General features: G+C 62.8%; 17 protein-coding genes and 3 pseudogenes. 8 read left to right on the top strand and 12 right to left on the bottom strand.

Features of this window, described 5'->3' with window-relative positions; genetic code table 11:
* Positions 1-8: 8 nt before the first annotated feature.
* A complete protein-coding gene (gene kdpA, locus SLW75_RS00925) occupies positions 9-1703 on the bottom strand; it encodes a potassium-transporting ATPase subunit KdpA (RefSeq protein ID WP_192136013.1) in 1695 nt (564 codons plus the stop codon).
* Positions 1704-1708: 5 nt separating this feature from the next.
* Positions 1709-1804: a K(+)-transporting ATPase subunit F gene (gene kdpF, locus SLW75_RS00920; protein WP_037009437.1), complete on the bottom strand. Its 96-nt coding sequence runs from the start codon at positions 1802-1804 to the stop codon at positions 1709-1711.
* Positions 1805-2841: 1037 nt separating this feature from the next.
* Between kdpF and SLW75_RS00915 the strand changes: the two genes are divergently transcribed.
* The 3 genes from SLW75_RS00915 (at position 2842) to xopAW (ending at position 5769) form a co-directional block, all read left to right on the top strand.
* Entirely contained in the window at positions 2842-3594 is a 753-nt protein-coding gene (locus SLW75_RS00915) for a response regulator (RefSeq protein WP_192136169.1), read from the top strand.
* Complete coding sequence (locus tag SLW75_RS00910) at positions 3591-4670, top strand: sensor histidine kinase (protein ID WP_192136171.1); 1080 nt, start codon at positions 3591-3593, stop codon at positions 4668-4670. Before SLW75_RS00915 ends, SLW75_RS00910 begins: the two co-directional genes overlap by 4 nt.
* A 289-nt stretch (positions 4671-4959) precedes the next feature.
* A complete protein-coding gene (gene xopAW / locus SLW75_RS00905) occupies positions 4960-5769 on the top strand; it encodes a XopAW family type III secretion system calcium-binding effector (RefSeq protein WP_410933260.1) in 810 nt (269 codons plus the stop codon).
* A gap of 70 nt (positions 5770-5839) precedes the next feature.
* Here xopAW and SLW75_RS00900 read toward each other — a convergent pair whose 3' ends face one another.
* The 9 genes and pseudogenes from SLW75_RS00900 to SLW75_RS00860 all read right to left on the bottom strand — a co-directional run bounded on the left by SLW75_RS00900 (position 5840) and on the right by SLW75_RS00860 (position 13576).
* On the bottom strand, positions 5840-6892 hold the full coding sequence (locus SLW75_RS00900; protein ID WP_410933259.1) for an AI-2E family transporter: 1053 nt from the start codon (positions 6890-6892) through the stop codon (positions 5840-5842).
* A 122-nt stretch (positions 6893-7014) separates the two neighbouring features.
* Positions 7015-7845 (bottom strand): DUF4892 domain-containing protein, encoded by an 831-nt coding sequence (locus SLW75_RS00895; protein WP_065986336.1) that lies wholly within the window; start codon positions 7843-7845, stop codon positions 7015-7017.
* Positions 7846-7983: 138 nt separating this feature from the next.
* A complete protein-coding gene (locus tag SLW75_RS00890) occupies positions 7984-8838 on the bottom strand; it encodes an alpha/beta fold hydrolase (RefSeq protein WP_410933258.1) in 855 nt (284 codons plus the stop codon).
* Complete coding sequence (locus SLW75_RS00885; RefSeq protein ID WP_410933257.1) at positions 8835-9680, bottom strand: alpha/beta fold hydrolase; 846 nt, start codon at positions 9678-9680, stop codon at positions 8835-8837. Before SLW75_RS00885 ends, SLW75_RS00890 begins: the two co-directional genes overlap by 4 nt.
* 447 nt (positions 9681-10127) lie before the next feature.
* Positions 10128-10364: a hypothetical protein gene (locus SLW75_RS00880; RefSeq protein WP_208600726.1), complete on the bottom strand. Its 237-nt coding sequence runs from the start codon at positions 10362-10364 to the stop codon at positions 10128-10130.
* A 654-nt stretch (positions 10365-11018) separates the two neighbouring features.
* Complete coding sequence (locus tag SLW75_RS00875; RefSeq protein ID WP_410933256.1) at positions 11019-11462, bottom strand: hotdog fold thioesterase; 444 nt, start codon at positions 11460-11462, stop codon at positions 11019-11021.
* 80 nt (positions 11463-11542) lie between these two features.
* Positions 11543-12001: a phosphohistidine phosphatase SixA gene (gene sixA, locus SLW75_RS00870; RefSeq protein WP_410933255.1), complete on the bottom strand. Its 459-nt coding sequence runs from the start codon at positions 11999-12001 to the stop codon at positions 11543-11545.
* A gap of 209 nt (positions 12002-12210) precedes the next feature.
* Positions 12211-12531: pseudogene (locus tag SLW75_RS00865) on the bottom strand (DUF4389 domain-containing protein); the annotation flags it as partial.
* 19 nt (positions 12532-12550) lie between these two features.
* Positions 12551-13576 carry an NAD(P)H-dependent glycerol-3-phosphate dehydrogenase gene (locus tag SLW75_RS00860; RefSeq protein WP_192136107.1) on the bottom strand — a complete coding sequence of 342 codons (1026 nt, stop codon included), beginning with the start codon at positions 13574-13576 and terminating at the stop codon, positions 12551-12553.
* A gap of 313 nt (positions 13577-13889) precedes the next feature.
* Between SLW75_RS00860 and SLW75_RS00855 the strand changes: the two are divergent.
* The 5 genes and pseudogenes from SLW75_RS00855 to SLW75_RS00835 all read left to right on the top strand — a co-directional run.
* A pseudogene (locus SLW75_RS00855) lies at positions 13890-15378 on the top strand (ATP-binding protein); the annotation flags it as partial.
* A 68-nt stretch (positions 15379-15446) separates the two neighbouring features.
* Positions 15447-15827 (top strand): annotated as a pseudogene (locus SLW75_RS00850) (response regulator); the annotation flags it as partial.
* Positions 15828-16037: 210 nt separating this feature from the next.
* Entirely contained in the window at positions 16038-16553 is a 516-nt protein-coding gene (fabA, locus tag SLW75_RS00845) for a 3-hydroxyacyl-[acyl-carrier-protein] dehydratase FabA (protein WP_065986303.1), read from the top strand.
* A 10-nt stretch (positions 16554-16563) separates the two neighbouring features.
* Positions 16564-17784: a beta-ketoacyl-ACP synthase I gene (gene fabB / locus SLW75_RS00840; protein ID WP_065986302.1), complete on the top strand. Its 1221-nt coding sequence runs from the start codon at positions 16564-16566 to the stop codon at positions 17782-17784.
* Between the two features lie 202 nt (positions 17785-17986).
* Positions 17987-18859, top strand: coding sequence for a pirin family protein (locus SLW75_RS00835; protein ID WP_410933254.1), 873 nt, complete (start codon positions 17987-17989; stop codon positions 18857-18859).
* Positions 18860-18929: 70 nt separating this feature from the next.
* On the opposite strand, the gene SLW75_RS00830 is transcribed toward SLW75_RS00835, so the two are convergent.
* Positions 18930-19655 (bottom strand): dienelactone hydrolase family protein, encoded by a 726-nt coding sequence (locus tag SLW75_RS00830; protein WP_410933253.1) that lies wholly within the window; start codon positions 19653-19655, stop codon positions 18930-18932.
* Between the last annotated feature and the right edge of the window lie 6 nt (positions 19656-19661).

The following is a 19661-nucleotide window of genomic DNA, read 5'->3' as shown; positions in this document are numbered from 1 at the left end:
TGTGGTCCTCAGAAGCCCAGGCTCAAGTGTTCGGCAATCGGTCCCAGTGCCAGCGTCGGCAGGAACGTCAGGCCACCCACGAGCAAGATGGTCACGGTCAGCAGGGTGACGAACAGCGGGCCGTGGGTCGGGAAGCTGTTCTGGCCCAGCGGCGAGCTCTTCTTCGCCGCCAGACTGCCGGCCAGCGCCAGCACCGGCAGGATGTAGCCGAAGCGGCCAATGAACATCGACAGGCCCAACATCAGGTTATGGAAGGTGGTGTTGGCGCTGAAGCCGCCGAAGGCCGAACCGTTGTTGGCGGTCGCCGAGGTGTAGGCGTAGAGCAACTGACTGAAACCGTGGGCGCCGGGATTGCTCACCGCCCCTGCCGGGCCGGGCAAGGTCGCCGCCAGCGCGCCGAACACCAGCACGCCGACCGGCATCACGATCAATGTCGCCACCAGCAACTTGACCTCACGGGCCTGCAGCTTCTTGCCGAGGTATTCCGGGGTGCGGCCGATCATCAGGCCGGCGAGGAACACCGCGATCAGCACGTTCAGCAACATGCCGTAGAGGCCTGCGCCGACGCCGCCGAAGATCACTTCGCCGACCATCATGTTGGCCAGAGCGATCATCCCGGTGAGCGGGTTGAGGCTGTCATGCATGCCGTTGACCGAACCGTTGGACGCCGCCGTGGTGGTCGCCGCCCAGAGCACGGTGGCCGTGGTGCCAAAGCGGGTTTCCTTACCTTCCATGGGCGCGGCCTGCTCGACCGACGCAATGTTCAGCGCAGGGTTGGGCTGGTATTCGGACCACATTGCCGTCGCGCCGCCGATCAGGAACAGCGCCAGCATGCAGGCGATGATCGCGCGGCTCTGGCGCATGTCCTTGACGTAATGGCCGAAGGTGAACACCAGCGCCACCGGAATCAGGATGATCGACACCAGCTCGAACAGGTTGCTCCAGATGGTCGGGTTCTCGAACGGATGCGCCGAGTTGACGCCGAAGAAGCCACCGCCGTTGGTGCCCAGTTGCTTGATCGCAATCTGGCTGGCGGCCGGGCCCAGGGGAATGGTCTGGTCGGTGCCTTGCAGGGTCACGGCGTCCACGTAATGGGCGAACGTTTGCGGCACGCCTTGCCACACCAGCAGCAGCGCCAGTACCAGGCACAGCGGCAGCAGGCCGTAGAGGGTGGCGCGGGTCATGTCTGCCCAGAAGTTGCCCAGGTGCTGCGTCGAACGACGGCTGATGCCGCGGCAAAACGCGACCAGCACGGCGATGCCGGTGGCGGCGCTGACGAAGTTTTGCACGGTCAGGCCGGCCATCTGGCTCAGGTAGCTGAGGGACGCTTCGCCGCTGTAGCTCTGCCAGTTGGTGTTGGTGACGAAGCTCATGGTGGTGTTGAACGCCAGCGACCACTCCATGCCTGGCAGGCCCTGTGGGTTGAGGGGCAGCGAGCCTTGCAGGAGCAGGATGGCGAACAGGACGACGAACCCGGCCAGGTTGAAGGCCAGCAGGGCGATTGTGTAGGTTTTCCAGTTGTGTTCGACGGTGGGGTCGACGCCGGACAGGCGATAGCAGATGCGCTCGACCGGGCCCATGACCGGGGTCAGGAAGGTGCGTTGGCCTTCCATGACGTTGTAGTAGAACCGTCCCAGCAGCGGCGCGGGCAGTAGCACCAAGGCGAAAAACGCCAGTATCAGCAGGTAGTCGTAACCGTGCATGGCCGTTACTCCTCGACCCGGCCGGCGCGCAGGAGCGCGACCAGCAAGTAAACGAATAACCCTGCTGCGAGCAGCAGTGACACCCCATCCAGAACGCTCATGAAAAACTCTCCGTCATACGGCGACTGCCGTGTGGGGCAATTGTGTTCAGTGGGGGTGTAAAGGAACGAGAGCGACGGGGGGTGGGGGGCATAAAGAAAGCGTAAAGAGTGTTTGTTTTCGTGGCTCTGGAGGCTTTACAAGGCGTTTATATCCATTATCTGTGTGTGCAGTTATTAGGGTTCCGCCCTTACGGCGGGTCACTTTTGGCAAAAGCGCCCCAAAAGTAACCAAAAACGCTTTGCTCCTGGTTTGGCCCGACTTCGTCGGGTTCCCTCACTCCGACGACGCTCCGTGGGCCCGCGCCGAACGGACATCCATGTCCTGACGGCGCTCTCGCCGCATCCATGCGGCTCGACCCACTGCGCGTCGTCTACGTTCGGCCTGCACCCAAGTCGCGTTTGGCGGTGTTTGAACCTTCTGTGTATGGAGATCAAAAGCCAAAAGCCAAAAGCGAAAGCAGATCAAAAGCTTCCCGGCTAAAGCCAGTCCTACAAAGGCATCGCATGCGTACAGTGGGATTGGCGGTGACCTCGACTGTAGGACCGGCTTCAGCCGGGAAGCTGTTGATTCGCTTTAGATCTTGATCTTGATCTTGATCTTGATCTTCATACGCAAGACGTCCAGACGACACCCATCGCGACTTGGGTGCAGGCTGAACGCAGGTTTTGCGGAGTGGGCCGAGCGGCATGGATGCCGCGAGAGCGCCGTCAGGGCATGGATGCCCGTTCGGCGCGGGCCCACGGAGCAAGACCGGAGTGAAGGAACCCCGAGGAACGAGGGGCCCAACCAGGAGCAAGCACCCTTGGTTACTTGGGGTGCTTTTCCAAGTAACTCGCCGAAGGCGAAACCCGAGGCCGTTAGGCCGACGCTTCTGATCGTTCTGAGCCACACCGCCGATGTACCGGTCTTGATACATTCAAGACAATCCACCGACACCTGCCCCCCTCACCCTTCCGCCCCGCTCGCCAGCGAAGTAGCATGGCAGCGTCGACTCCTACCCGCGGCCCAATCGGCGGCACCACACGGCGGCAGCACCATGCAGACAACACCCGACAGCCCCACCGCCACCGCGCCAAGCGAAGAGCGCCGCTGGAACACCCGCGCCCTCATCGTCGACGACGACATCCCCATCCGCGAACTGCTCTGCGACTACCTCGCCCGCTTCAACATCCACAGCACCGGCGTCACCGACGGCAACGCCATGCGCCTGGCCCTCACCGAAGACACCTACGACGTCGTCGTCCTCGACCTCATGCTCCCCGGCGAAGACGGCCTCTCCCTCTGCCGCTGGCTGCGCAGCACCTCCGACATCCCCATCCTCATGCTCACCGCCCGCTGCGAACCCACCGACCGCATCATCGGCCTGGAACTGGGCGCTGACGACTACATGGCCAAACCCTTCGAGCCACGCGAACTCGTCGCCCGCATCCAGACCATCCTGCGCCGCGTGCGCGACGACCGCACCGAAGAACGCACCACCCTGCGCTTCGACAACTGGCGCCTGAACAGCGTCCTGCGCCAACTGACCGCGCCGGACGGCCTCGTCGTGCCCTTGTCCAACGCCGAATTCCGCCTGCTGAGAGTCTTCCTCGAACGGCCGCGCCGCGTGCTCAACCGCGAACAACTGCTCGATGCAGCCCGCGGCCGCTCCATCGAAGCGTTTGATCGCAGCATCGACCTGCTCGTCTCGCGCCTGCGCCAGAAGCTCGGCGATGACCCGAAATCGCCGCAACTGATCAAAACCGTGCGCGGCGAAGGCTACATGTTCGACGCCCGGGAGATTGGTTGATCCGCTCGGCCGACACCCTGTTTGCCCGGCTGTTTGGCGGGGCGCTGCTGGCGATCGTCCTCGCCCACCTGCTGGCGTTCGTCTGGTTTCACTACTACGGGCCGCGCATGCCGCCTCCGCCCAACTGCGACCGGCCCATGGCCAGCCAGATGCAGCCGCCACCTGAACGCAACGCTGCAACCGACGAGGACGACCGGCGCCCTTACCCACCGCGTTGTCGCCCGCCACTACTGGGCATTCCGCTGGTGCCCTTATTGTTCCAGCTGATCAGCCTGGTGCTCGCCGCCTGGTTCGGCGCCAAGGCTTTGAGCCGGCCGATCCGCCGATTGAGCGAAGCCGCCGAGCGCCTCAGCGAAAACCTCGACAGCCCGCCGCTGGCCGCCAATGGCCCGCGCGAGGCACGTCAGGCGGCGCAGGCGTTCAATCTGATGCAGGAGCGCATTCGCGAACAGGTGCGACAGCGCGGGCGCATGCTCGCCGCCGTCTCCCATGACCTGCGCACGCCCCTCGCGCGCCTGAAACTGCGGGTCGAGCAGATCGACGAACCGCGGCTGCACGGGCAGATGAGCCAGGACCTCAACGACATGATCGGCATGCTCGACGCGACCCTGACCTACCTCAACGAACAGCGCACCAGCGAAGCGCTGCAGTATTTCGACGTGCAGGCGCTGATCGAATCCCTGGCGGAAAACGCCCAGGACAACGGCGACGACATCCAGGCGAGCGGCACCTGCCGGCCGCTGAGATCCCAGCCCATGGCCCTGCGTTCGTGCCTGAACAACCTCATCGACAACGCCCTGCGTTACGCCGGGCATGCGCGGGTGGAGATCGAAGACGCCAGCGATCGCCTGCGGGTCAGCGTCATCGATCACGGCCCCGGTATTCCCGAAGACCTGCGTGAAGTGGTGTTCGAACCCTTTTATCGCGTCGAGAGTTCGCGCAATCGCAACTCGGGTGGTGTCGGCATCGGCATGACCATCGCCCGGGAAGCCGCACGCCGAATGGGCGGCGACCTGCGCCTCGAACAAACACCCGGCGGCGGTTTGACCGCCGTGCTGGATCTGCCGCGAACCTGACTCGACCTCGTCATAAGCGATGGGACAGGGTGCGTTCGGTGGTGCTGGCGATCGAACTTAGTGTAGGACCGGCTTTAGCCGGGAATTCGTCAGGCGTCACACCGCAAATATGACGGTGTTCGGACTGGCCTCTTCCCGACTGAAGCAGGTCCCACTGAGCGAAGCCTGGCGCAACCGCTGACGTACGCTCGCCGGTACAAACCCAACACACCCACGACACGCCTTGCCCGGACGCTGCATAAGCCGGAGCACCGCCCCGGCATTATCCATCTGATGGGGAGTCAGTCCGATGATCACAGGCGTCAGCGGCAGCAGCCGTTATTCCAGTTACACCAGTGCCAGCACGAACAGCACCACCAACACCGCCAGCACCGCCAACAGCAACAAGTTTGCCGACGATTTACTGAAGAAACTCGACGCCAACGGTGACGGCAGCGTCGACAAGGACGAGCTGAGCTCGGCGCTTTCGTCGGATTCCAATGACGGCATCACCGTCAGCCTGAGCAAGGCGTTCGGCGATCTCGACAGCAATGACGACGACAGCCTCGACGCCGACGAACTGGCCGCACTGACGCCACCGCCGCCTCCGCCGATGCAAATGGACGCCAGCTCTGCGGAGGACGACGCGCAGAACCTGCTGAGTGCGCTGGACAGCGACGGCGACGGGACGGTGAGCAGCGCTGAACTGACCACGGCGTTGAGCAGTTCAGACAGCAGCGCCGACAGCAATAAAGTGTTCGATGCCCTGGACACCAACAAGGACGGCACCGTCAGCCTCGACGAACTGACCGCCAGCCTGCAGACCCAACAACCGCCACCTCCGCAGCCTGCGCAAGACACCAGCGACCTGTTCAGCAGCCTGGACAGCGACAGTGACGGCAGCATCACTGCCGCCGAACTGACCAGCGCCTTGCAGGGCACGACGAATTCCGCCAGCGCCTCGTCCTCCAGCAGCCAGACCGCCTCGACGCAAACATCCACTTCGCACACCACCACCCAGCCCACTGAGGCACTGAACCGCATGATTGCGGCCCTCAGTGACCGCTACAACCTCAATGGCAGCGCCACGTCCGGCAAATACGTCAGCACCTCGGCCTGACGAAAAAAAACCGCCGCCGAGCTCAGCCCGGCGGCGGTTTTTTTGTGCGCGTGTTTTTTAAGGGTGTGAGCTACTTGACCGGCTGCCGCGCGCGATTGTCTGCGACCCAGTCCAGCAGCAAGCTGTAGGCCACCGCCAGCAGCGTCGGGCCGATGAACAGACCGATGAAGCCGAATGCCAGCAGCCCGCCAAACACCCCCAGCAAGACAATCACCAACGGCAAATTCCCGCCGCGGCTGATCAGATACGGCTTGAGCACGTTATCGACGCCACTGACGATGAACGTGCCCCACAGGCCGAGAAAGATTGCCATGCCGTAATCGCCTCTCCAGGCCAGCCACGCCGTGGCCGGTATCCAGATCAACGGTGGGCCCATGGGCACAAGGCTCAGCAGGAAGGTCCCGATCCCCAGCACCAACGCGCCCGGCACGCCGGCAATCAGGAAGCCGATCAAGGCCAGCACGGCCTGGGCCGCTGCCGTGCCGATCACACCGTTGACCACCCGTTGCACCGTGCCAGCCACCAGATCGAGGTAATACTGCGCGCGATCGCCGATCAGCCGCTCCAGCAGACTGAGCACGAACGCCGCCACCCGCGGCCCGTCACGGTAGAAAAAGAACACGAAGATGATGCTCAGGGCCAGCTCGAGAATCCCGCCGCCGATCTGCGCACTGCGCGCCAGCAGCCAGTTGCCGACCTGACCCAGATAAGGCCGGACGCTGACCAGCAACGCCGCGCCCTGTTGGTCGATGGTGTTCCAGTAACCCACCAGCCGCTCGCCCACCAGGGGAACGCCCGCCAGCCAGGTGGGTGGATCGGGCAGCCCGTCCACTTGCACGTCCTTGACGAACGCCGTTGCATCGCGCACGTGATCCGCCAGATTGAAGCCCAGCCAGACCAGCGGCGCGAGCACCAGTACCATCCAGCCCAGGGTCAGAATCGCCGCCGCGAGGGATTCCCGCCCCTTGAGCGCACGGGTCAGCAGACGCATCAGCGGCCAACTGGCGAACGCCAGCACCGCGCCCCAGAACAGCGCCGACCAGAACGGCGCCATTACCCACAGGCAGGCGCCCAGCAGCGCGAGCAGGAGGATCTGCACCAACAGGCGATCGTTATTAAACATCGGTCATTCCGCAAAAGAGGGGTCGAATCCGCTGAGCATACCGGCGAACAGGGTGGCCTGGCACGCAGCCCGCCCCATCCCGACAGCCAGGTCAGTTTTTCAAGACAGGAATAGAGCCCGCCTCAGCGGATGAGTTCGAGGGTCAGGCCGGGTTCTTTCCGATCGCCCGCTTCCAGCCGTGCAGCCCGCACGCCTTTGCCCACCAGCGCCTGGCGCCATGCCTCGCGCTGCTCACCGGACAGCGTCACGCGCAAGGTACTGTCCAGATTCAAACCCCGTGACAGCAAGGTGATCCAGGGCTCCTGCGGCTCTGCGGTCAGCATCGGCAGCTCCAGCTCGCCGGTGCTTTTCAGCTCGCGCAACAGGGTCGCGGACGTCGGCAGCAACTCCCCCAGCGGCGTGCCCGATTGAAATTGCTCGACGTGCAGGAACGCCCGGCGGTTGCCACGGGTGATGCCGTACAACGCCACGAGGGTGTTATCCGCCGGGGCGGCCAGGCGCAACAGCAAATAGGACTGACCGTTGTCGGCGCCATACAGCTTGGCGTTGCCGAACACCTCGTTGGCCCACAGGCTGCTTTCACCGCAATCCCGCGCCTGGCACCAGAACAGCAACTGCGCGCCCTGCTGCTGTAGCGCTTCACGGGCGGCGGTGAATGCTTCGTCGGCGCTGTGCTCGACCGGTAATTGGTAGGTGATGGCGGTAACGTTGCCGCGCCCGGCCACCTGCCCGTCGAAGCGCAGCTGGCCGCTGATCTTGCGGATCGAGCCCAGCGGGTAGATGCGTTCCAGCTCAACGGCAGGCCGATAATCGACGATTTCCGCGTCTTCCAGTCGCGGCAGATTGGGCAAATCCTGACTGCCGGGAACGTCAGCCGCCTGGGTAACGGCGCTGAGCCCGGTGAGCAGCAACGTCAGGGCCAGCGCATGGGTGAACGTCACGGATGTGCTCATGACAGGGCAATCGGCAGGCAAAACAAAGCCGCGACAACGCGCGGCGAGCATGAAAATAAAACGGTGAGGCGTGGGCAGTGGTCCATCGTGCAGTCTCCTGTTTCAACTGCCCCAGCCTCGGCAGTTGCAGGTCGCAAGTCAAGGAACGGCGAAGAAGCGATTGAAACAGTCTGCAACAGAGCGCGCACCCGCCTCATCGTTGAGGTGCAGATGGTGCCCGCCCGGTAAGGACGTCACCGTAAAAGGAACGCTGGCCAGCAGCTCCCGGTTCTGCGCCAGCATGCCCTCCTCGGCAACGATCAACTGCGCCGGGCAGCGCACCGCCGCGACGAAAGACAGCGCCTGCGCTCGCGTGAGACGAATCGCCGAGGGCAATGTCAGCCGGCTGTCGCTGCGCCAGGTGTAACCACCTGGCACCGGCTTCAAGCCACGCTGGGCCAACAGCTCGGCGGCCTCGCGACTGACCGCGACCATGCCTTTCATCCGCGCCTCTACTGCCCGGTCCATGTCCGAATAGACCGGCTTGCGCTTGCTCTGCTGGGTCAATTGCGCCTTCAGCGCCGCACCCATTCGTTCGACGACAGACTCCGGCTCGCCCACTGGAGGCACCAGGCCGTCGATCAAACCCAGACGACTCACCCGCTCGGGGACAGCCGCCGCGACGATCACCGAAATGATCGCCCCCAACGAATGACCCAGCAGGGAAAACCGCTCCCAGCCCATCTGCCCCGCCACCTGCAACACATCGTGGGCATAGTCCGGCAAACCATAGGCCGAACCTGGCGGACGGTGGTCGGAGTGACCATGCCCGGCCATGTCCAGCGCCAGAATCCGCAGCCCTTCAAGCCTGGGCGCCAGGCGCGCGAAGCTGTTGGCGTTGTCCAGCCAGCCATGCAATGCAATTACCGGAATGCCGTCCTGGGGACCAAACAGATGAGCCGCCAGTTCAATATGGGGCAGGCTCAGACGGATTTCTTCTACCGAGCAGGTCATGCGCGTGCTCGTTCAAGCGCGGCGTCGGCGTCTGGCATTGCAGTTGCGCCGTCAGCGCCGGCCGTCCAGCGGGAAAACAGCGTTCTGAGCATGTGGGCGGTGTCCTCGGGATGTTCGAGCGGGAACATATGCCCGCCGGGGACAGAAAGATACACGCCCTCGCGCATGCTTTTGACTGACAGCGCATGGTGGCGCCGCACCACGTCACTGCTTTCGCCCCGCACCATCGCCAACGGCACCCGCAACTGACGGGCCAGGCCGGGACTGGTGTGGGGCACGCTGCGGTAGATGCTGATTTCGGTCGCAGGGTCGAAACGCAGGCGCAACCCGTCGCCATCGGCTTGCAGCCCATGACGCAGGTACGCCTCGAAGCACTCGGGATCGAAACGCCGGAACAGCGACTTGCCGGCAAAGTATTCCCGGGCCGCCTCGACGCTGCTGAACACCTCCCGGCGCCCCAAGGTCCGGCCTGCGGGCGTGATGCGATCAATGAAGCCAAAGCGCTTGGCCGCACGAATCATCCACTGATCGAACCGCGTCAGCACCGGCGAATCAAGCATCACCACACCCCGGTACAGCTCGGGCTGACGCAACGCCGCGTGGTAATGCAGCACACCGCCCAGAGAATGCCCGACGCCCCACACCGGTTGAGCCTGCTCGCGCACATGGTGAATCAACTCATCCACCAGCTCCGGCCAGTTGTCCGTCACCGGAAATTGCGGGTTGTGGGCATGCTGCTCCAGATGCCGAATCTCGAACTCAGGCCCGAGCGCCGCGAACAACTTGCCGTACGTGCCCGACGGGAAGCCATTGGCGTGAGCGAAAAACAGAAGTTGAGCCATGCCGACGCACCCAGAGCAACCAGAACAAGCCGCGATTGTGCGCACCGCCCGACAGGGGCGGCAATGACCGGAACTGCCATCGATGAGGCCACTCCGGTCATGGGCGTGTTTATAGGGTGCGTTTGAACGATAAAGTGGGACCGGCTTTAGCCGGGAAGGCGTAAGGCGTGGCATTCCCACGCGGAGCGTGGGAACGATCAGGTGTCAGAGCTCAGGAATACCGGCGTCTGGACTGGCTTCTTCCCGGCTAAAGCCGGTCCCACGAAAAGCAGAGCGTGCATCACGCCGGAGTAGCACTCATCCCGACCGTAGGACCGGCTTCAGCCGGGAAGCCCTTGATCTGCTTTTGATCTTCCTACGCAAAACGCTCAGACACCGCCAATCGCGACTTGGGTGCCGGCTGAACGAAGGTCTCGCGCAATGGATCGAGCCGCAGGTCCAACCGGCTCAGAGCATCTTTGTGAAACGGTCCAGACACGCCTGAATATAGGCGACCTGGAAGGCGTACGCCTCCTGAATGTTTGCCTTTGCCTCCTCGGGCAAGTGCCTCTTTTTAAAACTCAAAATCCCCACCTGCATCTGCTGCACGGCGTCATCTGCGGCTTTCTGAAAAGTGCCCAGACCATCACTTTCCGGATACAGCTCCTTCAACGCGTCCAGCCTGCGATCAGCCTCGTCACGCAATTGCTGAAACTCGACACTGTTGAGCGACTGGTCGTCGTAGATACGCGCCAGCCATCGGCTCAGTGCAGTTTCGCCCGCTCTCGCCTTGGTCTTCTCGGGCGTCGAGAGTTCGGCGGCGAGTTTTGCAATCTCGGTACACCGGGGACAGATTGATTTACGGTGAAGCGCTGTAAATAAATCAGTCCCCTTGAAGCTTGGAACGATCAGATGTTAGAGCTCAGGAAATACCGGCGCCTGGACTGGCCTCTTCCCGGCTAAAGCCGGTCCCACGAAAAGCAGCGCGTGCAGTCAGTGGGGGTAGCGACGCTACTAGACCGTAGGACCGGCTTCAGCCGGGAAGCCCTTGATCTGCTTTTGATCTTCATACGCAAAAAGTCCGGACACCACGAAACGCGACTTGGGTGCAGGCTGAACGCAGGTCTCGCGCAGTGGGCCGAGCCGCATGGATGCGGCGTGAGCGCCGTTGCGGACATGGATGTCCGTTCGGCGGGGGCCCACGGAGCGAGGCCGGAGTGAAGGAACCCTGACGAAGTAAGGGCCAAACCAGGAGCACAAGCCCTTGGTTACTTGGGGCTTTATCAAGTAACTCGCCGGAGGCGAAACCCGAGGCCGTTAGGCCGACGCTCCTGATCTTGGCGTCAAGCGCCTCAACCATCAGCGAGCCGGAGGCTGCTCCCCATGGGGCACTACCGCCACCGTCAACCGGGAAATGCAACAGGCCTTGCCATCCTCCGTCGTCAGACGAATATCCCAGACATGGGTCGTGCGCCCGATATGCACCGGGTGCGCCACCGCCGTCACCCGCCCACTGCGCACCCCGCGCAAGTGGTTCGCGTTGACCTCAATCCCCACACAAAAAAAACGATCCGTATCAATCACCAGATAACTGGCCGTAGAACCCACCGTCTCCGCCAGCACCACCGACGCGCCGCCGTGCAACAAACCGTAAGGCTGATGAGTGCGCTCATCCACCGCCATGCTCGCCGTCAGAGACAGATCGTCGACCGCCTCAAACCGAATATCCAGCACCTCACCGATGGTGTTCTTCTGCTTCGCATTAAGCGCGTCAAGGTCCGGAGGGCTACGCCATACACTCATGGTTCTTCCTTGTTATTGGAGGGTTTGCACCACTTCTCTCATTCAACACCGGGAGCGCTGACAACCGCTCACCGCTGCCATCATTCAGCGTGCCGAACATCCACCAGTTCCATCGCGCCAGCAAGCGGCAAATCCGCCTCAAGCTGAGCAAGACTGGCAGTGTGCATCGGTTGCGCCTGCTGCAACGAGCCATGTACCGCCAGCCCGATCAACGTGCCCACCAACGGTTGATGACTGACCAGCAAGACATTCTCCGCACTGTACGCATCCAGTTGCTCCAGCACCTTGTGCGGATTGCAGTCGGGCGTCAGCCACGGCACGGTCACGATGGCCTCCGTGAACCCAAGCGCTTGACGGACCAGCTCGGCGGTCTGTTGGGCACGCACATACGGGCTCGCGATCATCCGCTGCACGGGCTGCCCCATCAGGTGAGCGGCACTGCGCAAAACCTCTTCGCGACCATTGGCGGTCAGCTCCCGCTCGGCGTCCGTACGGGCCTGAGGTTTCGCCTCGCCGTGGCGCAGAATCCAGACCTTCACAGTTTTGGCCCTTCGCCCGGCGTGGACGGCGGCGTAACCGGTGCGGATGGCGATGTATCGGCAGCCGCGGGCGAGGTGTCGGGAACCACTGGCAGGGTTTCGGAGCCAGGTTGCGGCGTGTCGGAAACCGGTGGCGTCGCAGCAGGAACCGGCTGCGGCGTCACGGGTGCCGGAGGCGGCGTGGCTGCAGCGGGTTGCGGAGCAGAAGGCGCCGGTTGCGGCTTGACAGTGGCAACGTGTGGCGCCTCGCCTTCAGGCGCACGCGGCGTTGGCCAATCGGCGAACGGCCACGGCTTCTGATCGGTGTGGAAGGTGCCGAAGCGGCCTATCTGCGCCAGGTACTGGCTCAGACTGTCGCCAAATGACATCACGCTGAGGCTCGGCGCGCCGTTGAACAGCCGGTAAACCAGCTGCACCAGGACAGCCACCGCCAGCACCACTTCCGCCACCTGCCAGACCAGCACAAACAGCACCATCCACAGGATGCGCAGCAGGATCGATTCGTGTTGCTTGAGTTTTGATTCGTTCAAGAGCTTCTCCGTGTGGGGATCAGTTGAAACCACTGGTTGAAATGAAATCGACGTCGGTCTTGGGCTCGGCGCGCATCAGCAGCTCGATGACCTGCTCCAGCGTGCGGCCCTCGAACAGAATGGCGTGCAGCCCGGCCACCAGCGGCATGTACACCTGCAACTCCTGCGCTTTGGTCTTCAGCACCTTGAGCGTGTTGACGCCCTCGGCGACTTCACCCAGCCGGGTAACCGCTTCGTCGAGGCTCAGGCCCTGCCCCAGGGCAAAACCGACCTGGTAATTGCGGCTCTTCGGCGAGGAGCAGGTGACGATCAGATCGCCGACCCCGGCCAGGCCCAGGAAAGTCATGGGATTGGCGCCCTGACTGACCGCAAAACGGGTCATTTCCGCCAGCGCGCGAGTGATCAGCATGCTTTTGGTGTTCTCGCCCATGTTCAGCGCCACCGCCATACCGGCGATGATGGCGTAGACGTTTTTGAGCGCGCCGCCCAGCTCCACGCCAAAACGGTCGGCGCTGGCGTACACGCGGAACGTGCGGCCGTGCAGCGCAGCCTGAACCTGCTGACAGAGGTCCTCATCTTCGCTGGCGACCACCGTGGCGGTCAGGGCGTGCTCGGCGATTTCGCGGGCCAGGTTGGGGCCGGACAACACGCCGATTCGCGCAGCGGGCGCGATGTCCTCAAGGATCTCGCTCATGAGCTTGAAGGTGTCGGCCTCGATGCCCTTGGTCAGGCTGACCAGCATTTTCCCCGCGAGCAGGTCGACGTGCGGGGTCAGTACGCCACGCAGGGCACTGGACGGCAACGCGACGAAAACCAGTTGACTGTCTTGCAACGTGGCGTGCAGGTCAGTGACCGGCTCAACGCCTTCGAGCACCTTGATGCCCTTGAGGTAGCGCGGGTTCTCGCGATTGACGCGAATCGCCTCGGCCTGCTCCGGATCGCGCATCCACTGCGTCACCCGATGACCGTTGCCGGCCAACAGATTGGCCACTGCGGTCCCGAAGCTGCCGCCGCCAAGGACCGCTATTGGTTGCTGCTGGGTCATAAAACAATCCATTCAGGGCCATCACATCTGGCGATGCAGGCATTATACGGAGCCCCAGGCTCGCGGCCAGCGGCAAAAGGTGACCCCACGAACTTACAGGCCATCCCCCACTCTTGCCGAGGAAATTGCCCACAGCTCGGTTAAGATGCGTCCCTGAGATGAAAATTCCTCAATGGCGCCGATGAGCTATCGTCAGGGTGCTCCCGAAGAGATCCGTCACATGACACCAAGCGTCCACCGCCCGACCCCCGTCAGGCTTCGCCATGCCTGAACATCGGCAAACCCTCCGGGCGCAGACCGCCGGAACCCCCTCGTGACGGCTCAACGCGGCTGGAACATCAGCACCCGGACGCAGATCCTCAGCCTGGGCCCGGCGTTATTGCTGACCTTGTTGCTGATCAGCTTCTTCACCGTGGTGCGGATTCAGGACCTGCGACAGGAGCTCAATCACACCGGGCAACTCATCGCCAACCAGCTGGCCCCCGCCTCGGAGTACGGCGTCATCGTCGGCAATAACGCGGTGCTGGAAAACCTCATGAACGCCACGATGAACACGCCCCACGTGCGTTTTCTCGAAGTGCGCGACAGTGCCGGAAAGGTACTCGTTCATGTCGAACCCGCCGAGGAACAGGGGCATTCGCGGCAGATGGAAGTGTTCCAGGCGCCCATCCGCCTGCAGCCAGCCCGATCTGCACAGCCGATCGAGGATGCCAATAAGGCCGTTTCCGATAACGCCATCAGCGTGCCGGTCGAAGGCTATCTGGGACGGGTGCTGGTGGGCATGTCCAGTGACGCGTTCAATCAGCGCGAGCAGGAGATATTGCTGAAAGCGGGTGTGCTGGCGATGTTCGCCCTTCTGTTTACTTACATGCTGGCCAGACGTCTGTCGCTGAGCCTGTCCCAGCCGATCAGCGCCATGAGCGCGGCGGTGAAGGCCATCCAGCGTGGCGATTACTCGGCGCCGCTGCCCGTTGCAGATGATGCCGAGCTGGGCGATCTGGCGCGGCACATCAACAATCTGGCTTTGGGCCTGGAGAAGGCCAGCCGCGAGCAGAGGCAAGCGATGGACGAGCTCATCCGCACCCGCGAAGAAGCCGAACGCGCCAATAATGCCAAGTCCGAATTCCTGGCCATGATGAGCCACGAGCTGCGCACGCCCATGAATGGGGTGCTGGGTATGCTTCAGTTGATGGAAACCACGAAGATGACCGACGAGCAGGCCGAATACGCCGCGCTGGCCATGGAATCCACCGAACACCTGCTGCGCGTTATCAACGACATTCTGGATTTCTCCCGCTTCGAACGCGATGCGCTGGAGTTGGAAAGCATTCCATTCAACCTCGCCGACCTGATCAGCACCTCGGTTCAGGCGTTTGCCCACAACGCGCAGCAGCGCGGTCTGGCACTGGAACTGGAGTTACCGCCTTCGATGGAGGCGTTGCAGGTGACCGGCGACCCTACGCGCATCCGGCAGATCCTGGTCAACCTGATCGGCAATGCGCTGAAATTCACCGAATGTGGCAGCGTGCGCGTCGAGGCGGGCTTCACCCTTGCCGACCCCCACCACGTTCGGTTTACCTGCGCGGTACGCGACAGCGGCATCGGGATTTCTCCCGACCTGCTGGAATCGATGTTCGACGCGTTTCAGCAAGCGGACAACTCCATCTCCCGACGCTATGGGGGCACCGGCCTGGGCCTGCCCATTGCGCGCAATCTGGCCGAACGCATGGGCGGGTCGCTGCAGGCGCAGAGCAGCGAGGGACTGGGCTCGGTGTTCCAGCTGCAAATCCCGCTGCAGCGGGTTCAACAGCCGGTGATCGAACCCGCATCAGGCGCCGTGGCTGAATTGCCCCAGAGCCGCGATGCCTGCGTGTTGCTGGTCGAGGACAACCCGGTGAACCGCACGGTGGTCGAGGCAATGCTGCGCAGCCTGGGTTTGCAGGTGAGCGTGGCGGCGGATGGCCTTGAAGCGGTGAACATGGCCAGTCGGGAGCGCTTCGCGCTGATCCTGATGGATTGCCGGCTGCCGGTCATGGATGGCTACGAGGCGACGCGCCGAATCCGACTGCTGCCGGGGCTGACGACGCTGCCCATCATTGCCCTGACCGCCAACGCTCAGCACGGCGACCGGGAAATTTGTCTGCAAGCCGGAATGAACGATTACCTGGCCAAGCCGTTCAAACGTACTGATTTACAGCAGGTTTTGCAGCGTTGGCTGACCATTAAGCCACCTGCGACTGGCGGTAAATGATAAATTGCGGCAGTCTTGTGTGCCGATTCGACCCACGCCAACGCGCGGACCAAAAATTTCAGTGCACAGGTGTACATTCATTTCACCCGTGCTGTGACTTTCACTACAACGCAATAGTCTATGAGTAGGCTGCCAGCAGAGGGATGACCCGCTGGCCAGATTGGGTACGTAACGCCACACCCTGCCGCACAGGATTATCGAGGAGCTCGCATGACCAAACAAAACGCCTTTACCCGGGAAGACCTGCTGCGCTGCAGTCGCGGCGAGCTGTTCGGCCCAGGTAACGCGCAATTGCCCGCCCCCAACATGCTGATGGTTGATCGCATCACCCACATCAGTGAAGAAGGCGGCAAGTTCGGCAAAGGTGAATTGGTCGCCGAACTCGATATCACCCCGGACCTGTGGTTCTTCGCCTGTCACTTCGAAGGTGACCCGGTGATGCCAGGTTGCCTGGGCCTCGATGCCATGTGGCAACTGGTCGGCTTCTTCCTGGGCTGGCAAGGCCTGCCGGGCCGCGGCCGCGCACTGGGCTCGGGCGAAGTGAAATTCTTCGGCCAGGTTCTGCCGACCGCCAAGAAGGTCACCTACAACATTCACATCAAGCGCGTCCTCAAAGGCAAGCTGAACCTGGCGATCGCCGACGGTTCGGTCAGCGTGGACGGCCGTGAAATCTATACCGCTGAAGGCCTGCGTGTCGGCGTCTTCACTTCCACTGAAAATTTCTAAGGGTATTCGCATGCGCCGCGTCGTTATCACTGGTCTGGGCATTGTTTCCTGCTTGGGCAATGACAAAGACACCGTCTCCGCCAACCTGCGTGCAACTCGCCCTGGCATCCGTTTCAATCCGGAATACGCCGAAATGGGTCTGCGCAGCCAGGTGTCGGGCTCCATCGACCTCAACCTTGAAGAGCTGATCGATCGCAAGATCTTCCGCTTTGTGGGCCACGCCGCTGCCTATGCCTACCTGGCGATGAAAGACGCTGTCACCGACTCCGGCCTGACCGAAGAGCAGGTGTCCAACCCGCGCACCGGTCTGATTGCCGGCTCGGGCGGCGCATCGACGCTGAACCAGATGGAAGCGCTGGATATCCTGCGCGAGAAAGGCGTCAAGCGAGTCGGCCCCTACCGCGTGACCCGCACCATGAGCAGCACGGTATCGGCGTGTCTGGCGACGCCATTCAAGATCAAGGGCCTGAACTACTCCATCGCGTCTGCCTGCGCCACCAGTGCTCACTGCATTGGCACCGCCATGGAACAGATTCAGATGGGCAAGCAGGACATCGTGTTTGCCGGCGGTGGCGAAGAGGAGCACTGGAGCCAGTCGTTCCTGTTCGACGCCATGGGCGCGCTGTCCAGCAAACGCAACGACACCCCGGAACAGGCTTCCCGTGCCTACGATGCTGACCGTGACGGTTTCGTCATCGCCGGCGGCGGCGGCATGGTCGTGGTCGAGGAGCTGGAACACGCTCTCGCCCGTGGCGCGAAGATCTACGCGGAGCTGGTTGGCTACGGCGCCACGTCCGACGGTTACGACATGGTCGCTCCGAGCGGCGAAGGCGCCATCCGCTGCATGCAGCAGGCGCTGTCCACGGTTGATGGCACCATCGACTACCTGAACACCCACGGCACTTCCACTCCGGTCGGCGACGTCAAGGAAATGGAAGGCGTGCGTGAAGTGTTCGGCGACAAGGCACCGGCGATCAGCTCCACCAAGAGCCTGTCGGGTCACTCCCTGGGCGCGGCCGGCGTTCACGAAGCGATCTATTGCATGCTGATGATGGAAGGCAACTTCATGGCCGGTTCGGCCAACATCGACGAGCTGGACCCAGCCGTTGCCGACATGCCGATCCTGACCAAGACCCGCGAAAACACCGAGCTGAATCTGGTGATGAGCAACAGCTTCGGCTTCGGCGGCACCAACGCCACCCTGGTAATGAAGCGCTGGACTGGCAAGTAATCCAGTCAGTTGCAGACAAAAGGCGCCCCTCGGGGCGCCTTTTTTCTGGCAGGTTGAAATGCATTGGCTCGGACCTGATTTCGCAGGACCGGCTTTGGCCGGGAACACATCGGGCGTCACTCCGCAGGATTGCCAGTGCCCAGACCGGCCCCTTCCCGGCTGAAGCCGGTCCTACAACCGAACCGAAAGAGAGAACGCCATCATGCTGACCATCATTCCCCGCGCTGAAGACGTAGAAGGCCAACCGATCCTGCGTCCCCTCCCCGCTGCGCGATGCCGGAGCGTGGGGCCTTTCGTTTTTTTCGATCACATGCTGGAGACCACCTACGCCCCCGGCACCGGCATGGACATCCGTCAGCACCCGCACATCGGCCTCTCGACACTGACCTACTTGTTCGAAGGCGAGATCCGACACAAGGACAGCCTCGGCAGTAATCAGCACGTCAGACCCGGCGAGGTCAGCTGGATGACCGCCGGCAGCGCCATCGCCCACATCGAGCGCACGCCCGAAGCGCTGCACGCCAGCGGCTCGCGACTGCATGGCCTGCAAGTCTGGCTGGCGTCGCCCAAGTCCCATGAGCAAGGGGCCGGACATTACAGCCATCACCCCGCCCACACATTGCCGGTCAGCGACGGCATGGGCATTCGTATCCGCCTGATTGCTGGCGAAGGCTTTTGCCTGAAGTCGCCTGTGCCGGTGCTGTCGCCCACCCTTTACGCCGAACTGAACCTGCAGACCGCGACAACGCTGCGAATCCCGGCCGAGCACGAGGAGCGCGCCCTGTACGTGATCGAAGGTGAGCTGCTGCTGGACGCCGAGCCGGTGCAGCCGCGCAGCCTGGTGGTGCTGGATGCAGGGAGCGAGCCGACGCTGTGTGCGGAAAGCGAATGCCACGCGGTACTGATTGGCGGTGCTCCCCTGGATGGGCCGAGAAGGATGAACTGGAATTTCGTCGCCAGCGATCCGGCACTGATTGAACAGGCCACGGCGAAATGGGCGGCCGGGGACTGGCCGACCGTGCCGGGGGAAGTAGAGCGGATTGAATTGCCGGTGGGCAGCAGGCCGAAGCGCTGATTGGCCGCGGCCTGCCCGGACTCTGTGGGAGTGACCGGAGGGGCACTCTCACAACAGCTAAACAATCACATTAGCCGGCGAACACTTCATCCAGAAGGTTGTGCATCGAGGTAAACGCACGCTTCGAAACGGTCGGGTTGTACATCTGCACGCCCGGGTTGTTGGCGTGCGGGTCGGTGAAGGAATGGAACGCGCCGCCGTAGCTCAGCAGTTGCCAGTCGACATTGGCAGCGTTCATTTCAGCTTCAAACGCCGGCAGTTGCTCCTTCGGCACCAGAGGGTCGGACGCGCCGTGCATCACCAGCACCTTGCCCTTGATGTTGTTGGCGTCAGCCGGGTTCGGGGTGTCGAGGGTGCCATGGAAGGACACCGCTGCCTTCAACGGTGCACCGGTGCGCGCCAGTTCCAGCGCGCAGCAACCGCCGAAGCAGAAGCCAAACGCCGCCAGCCGGGACGTGTCGACGGTGGCGATGGTCTGTGTGGTCAGTTGATCCAGTGCAGCCTTCATGCGCGTGTTCAACAGCACGCGATCATTTTTCAACGGCATCATGGCAGCCGCCGCTTCATCGCCATTGGACGGGCGCACCTGCTGGCCATACAGGTCCGCCAGCAACACTACATAGCCCTTCGCCGCCACGTCTTTGGCAATCTGCTCGGCATCTGTGCTGACACCCATCCAGTTAGGCGCCATCACCAGACCCGGTAAGGCCTGACCGCCTTCGGCGAAGGCCAGACGACTCTCGTAGCTCACGCCATCGATCTCATACACGATGGACTGCACGGTCACATTGCTCATAGCGAA

It is taken from the genome of Pseudomonas sp. W5-01 (assembly GCF_046540435.1).
Taxonomy (GTDB): domain Bacteria; phylum Pseudomonadota; class Gammaproteobacteria; order Pseudomonadales; family Pseudomonadaceae; genus Aquipseudomonas; species Aquipseudomonas graminis_B.
The sequence above is the reverse complement of the archived record's forward strand: the minus strand, read 5'-3'. Positions and strand labels throughout refer to the sequence as shown.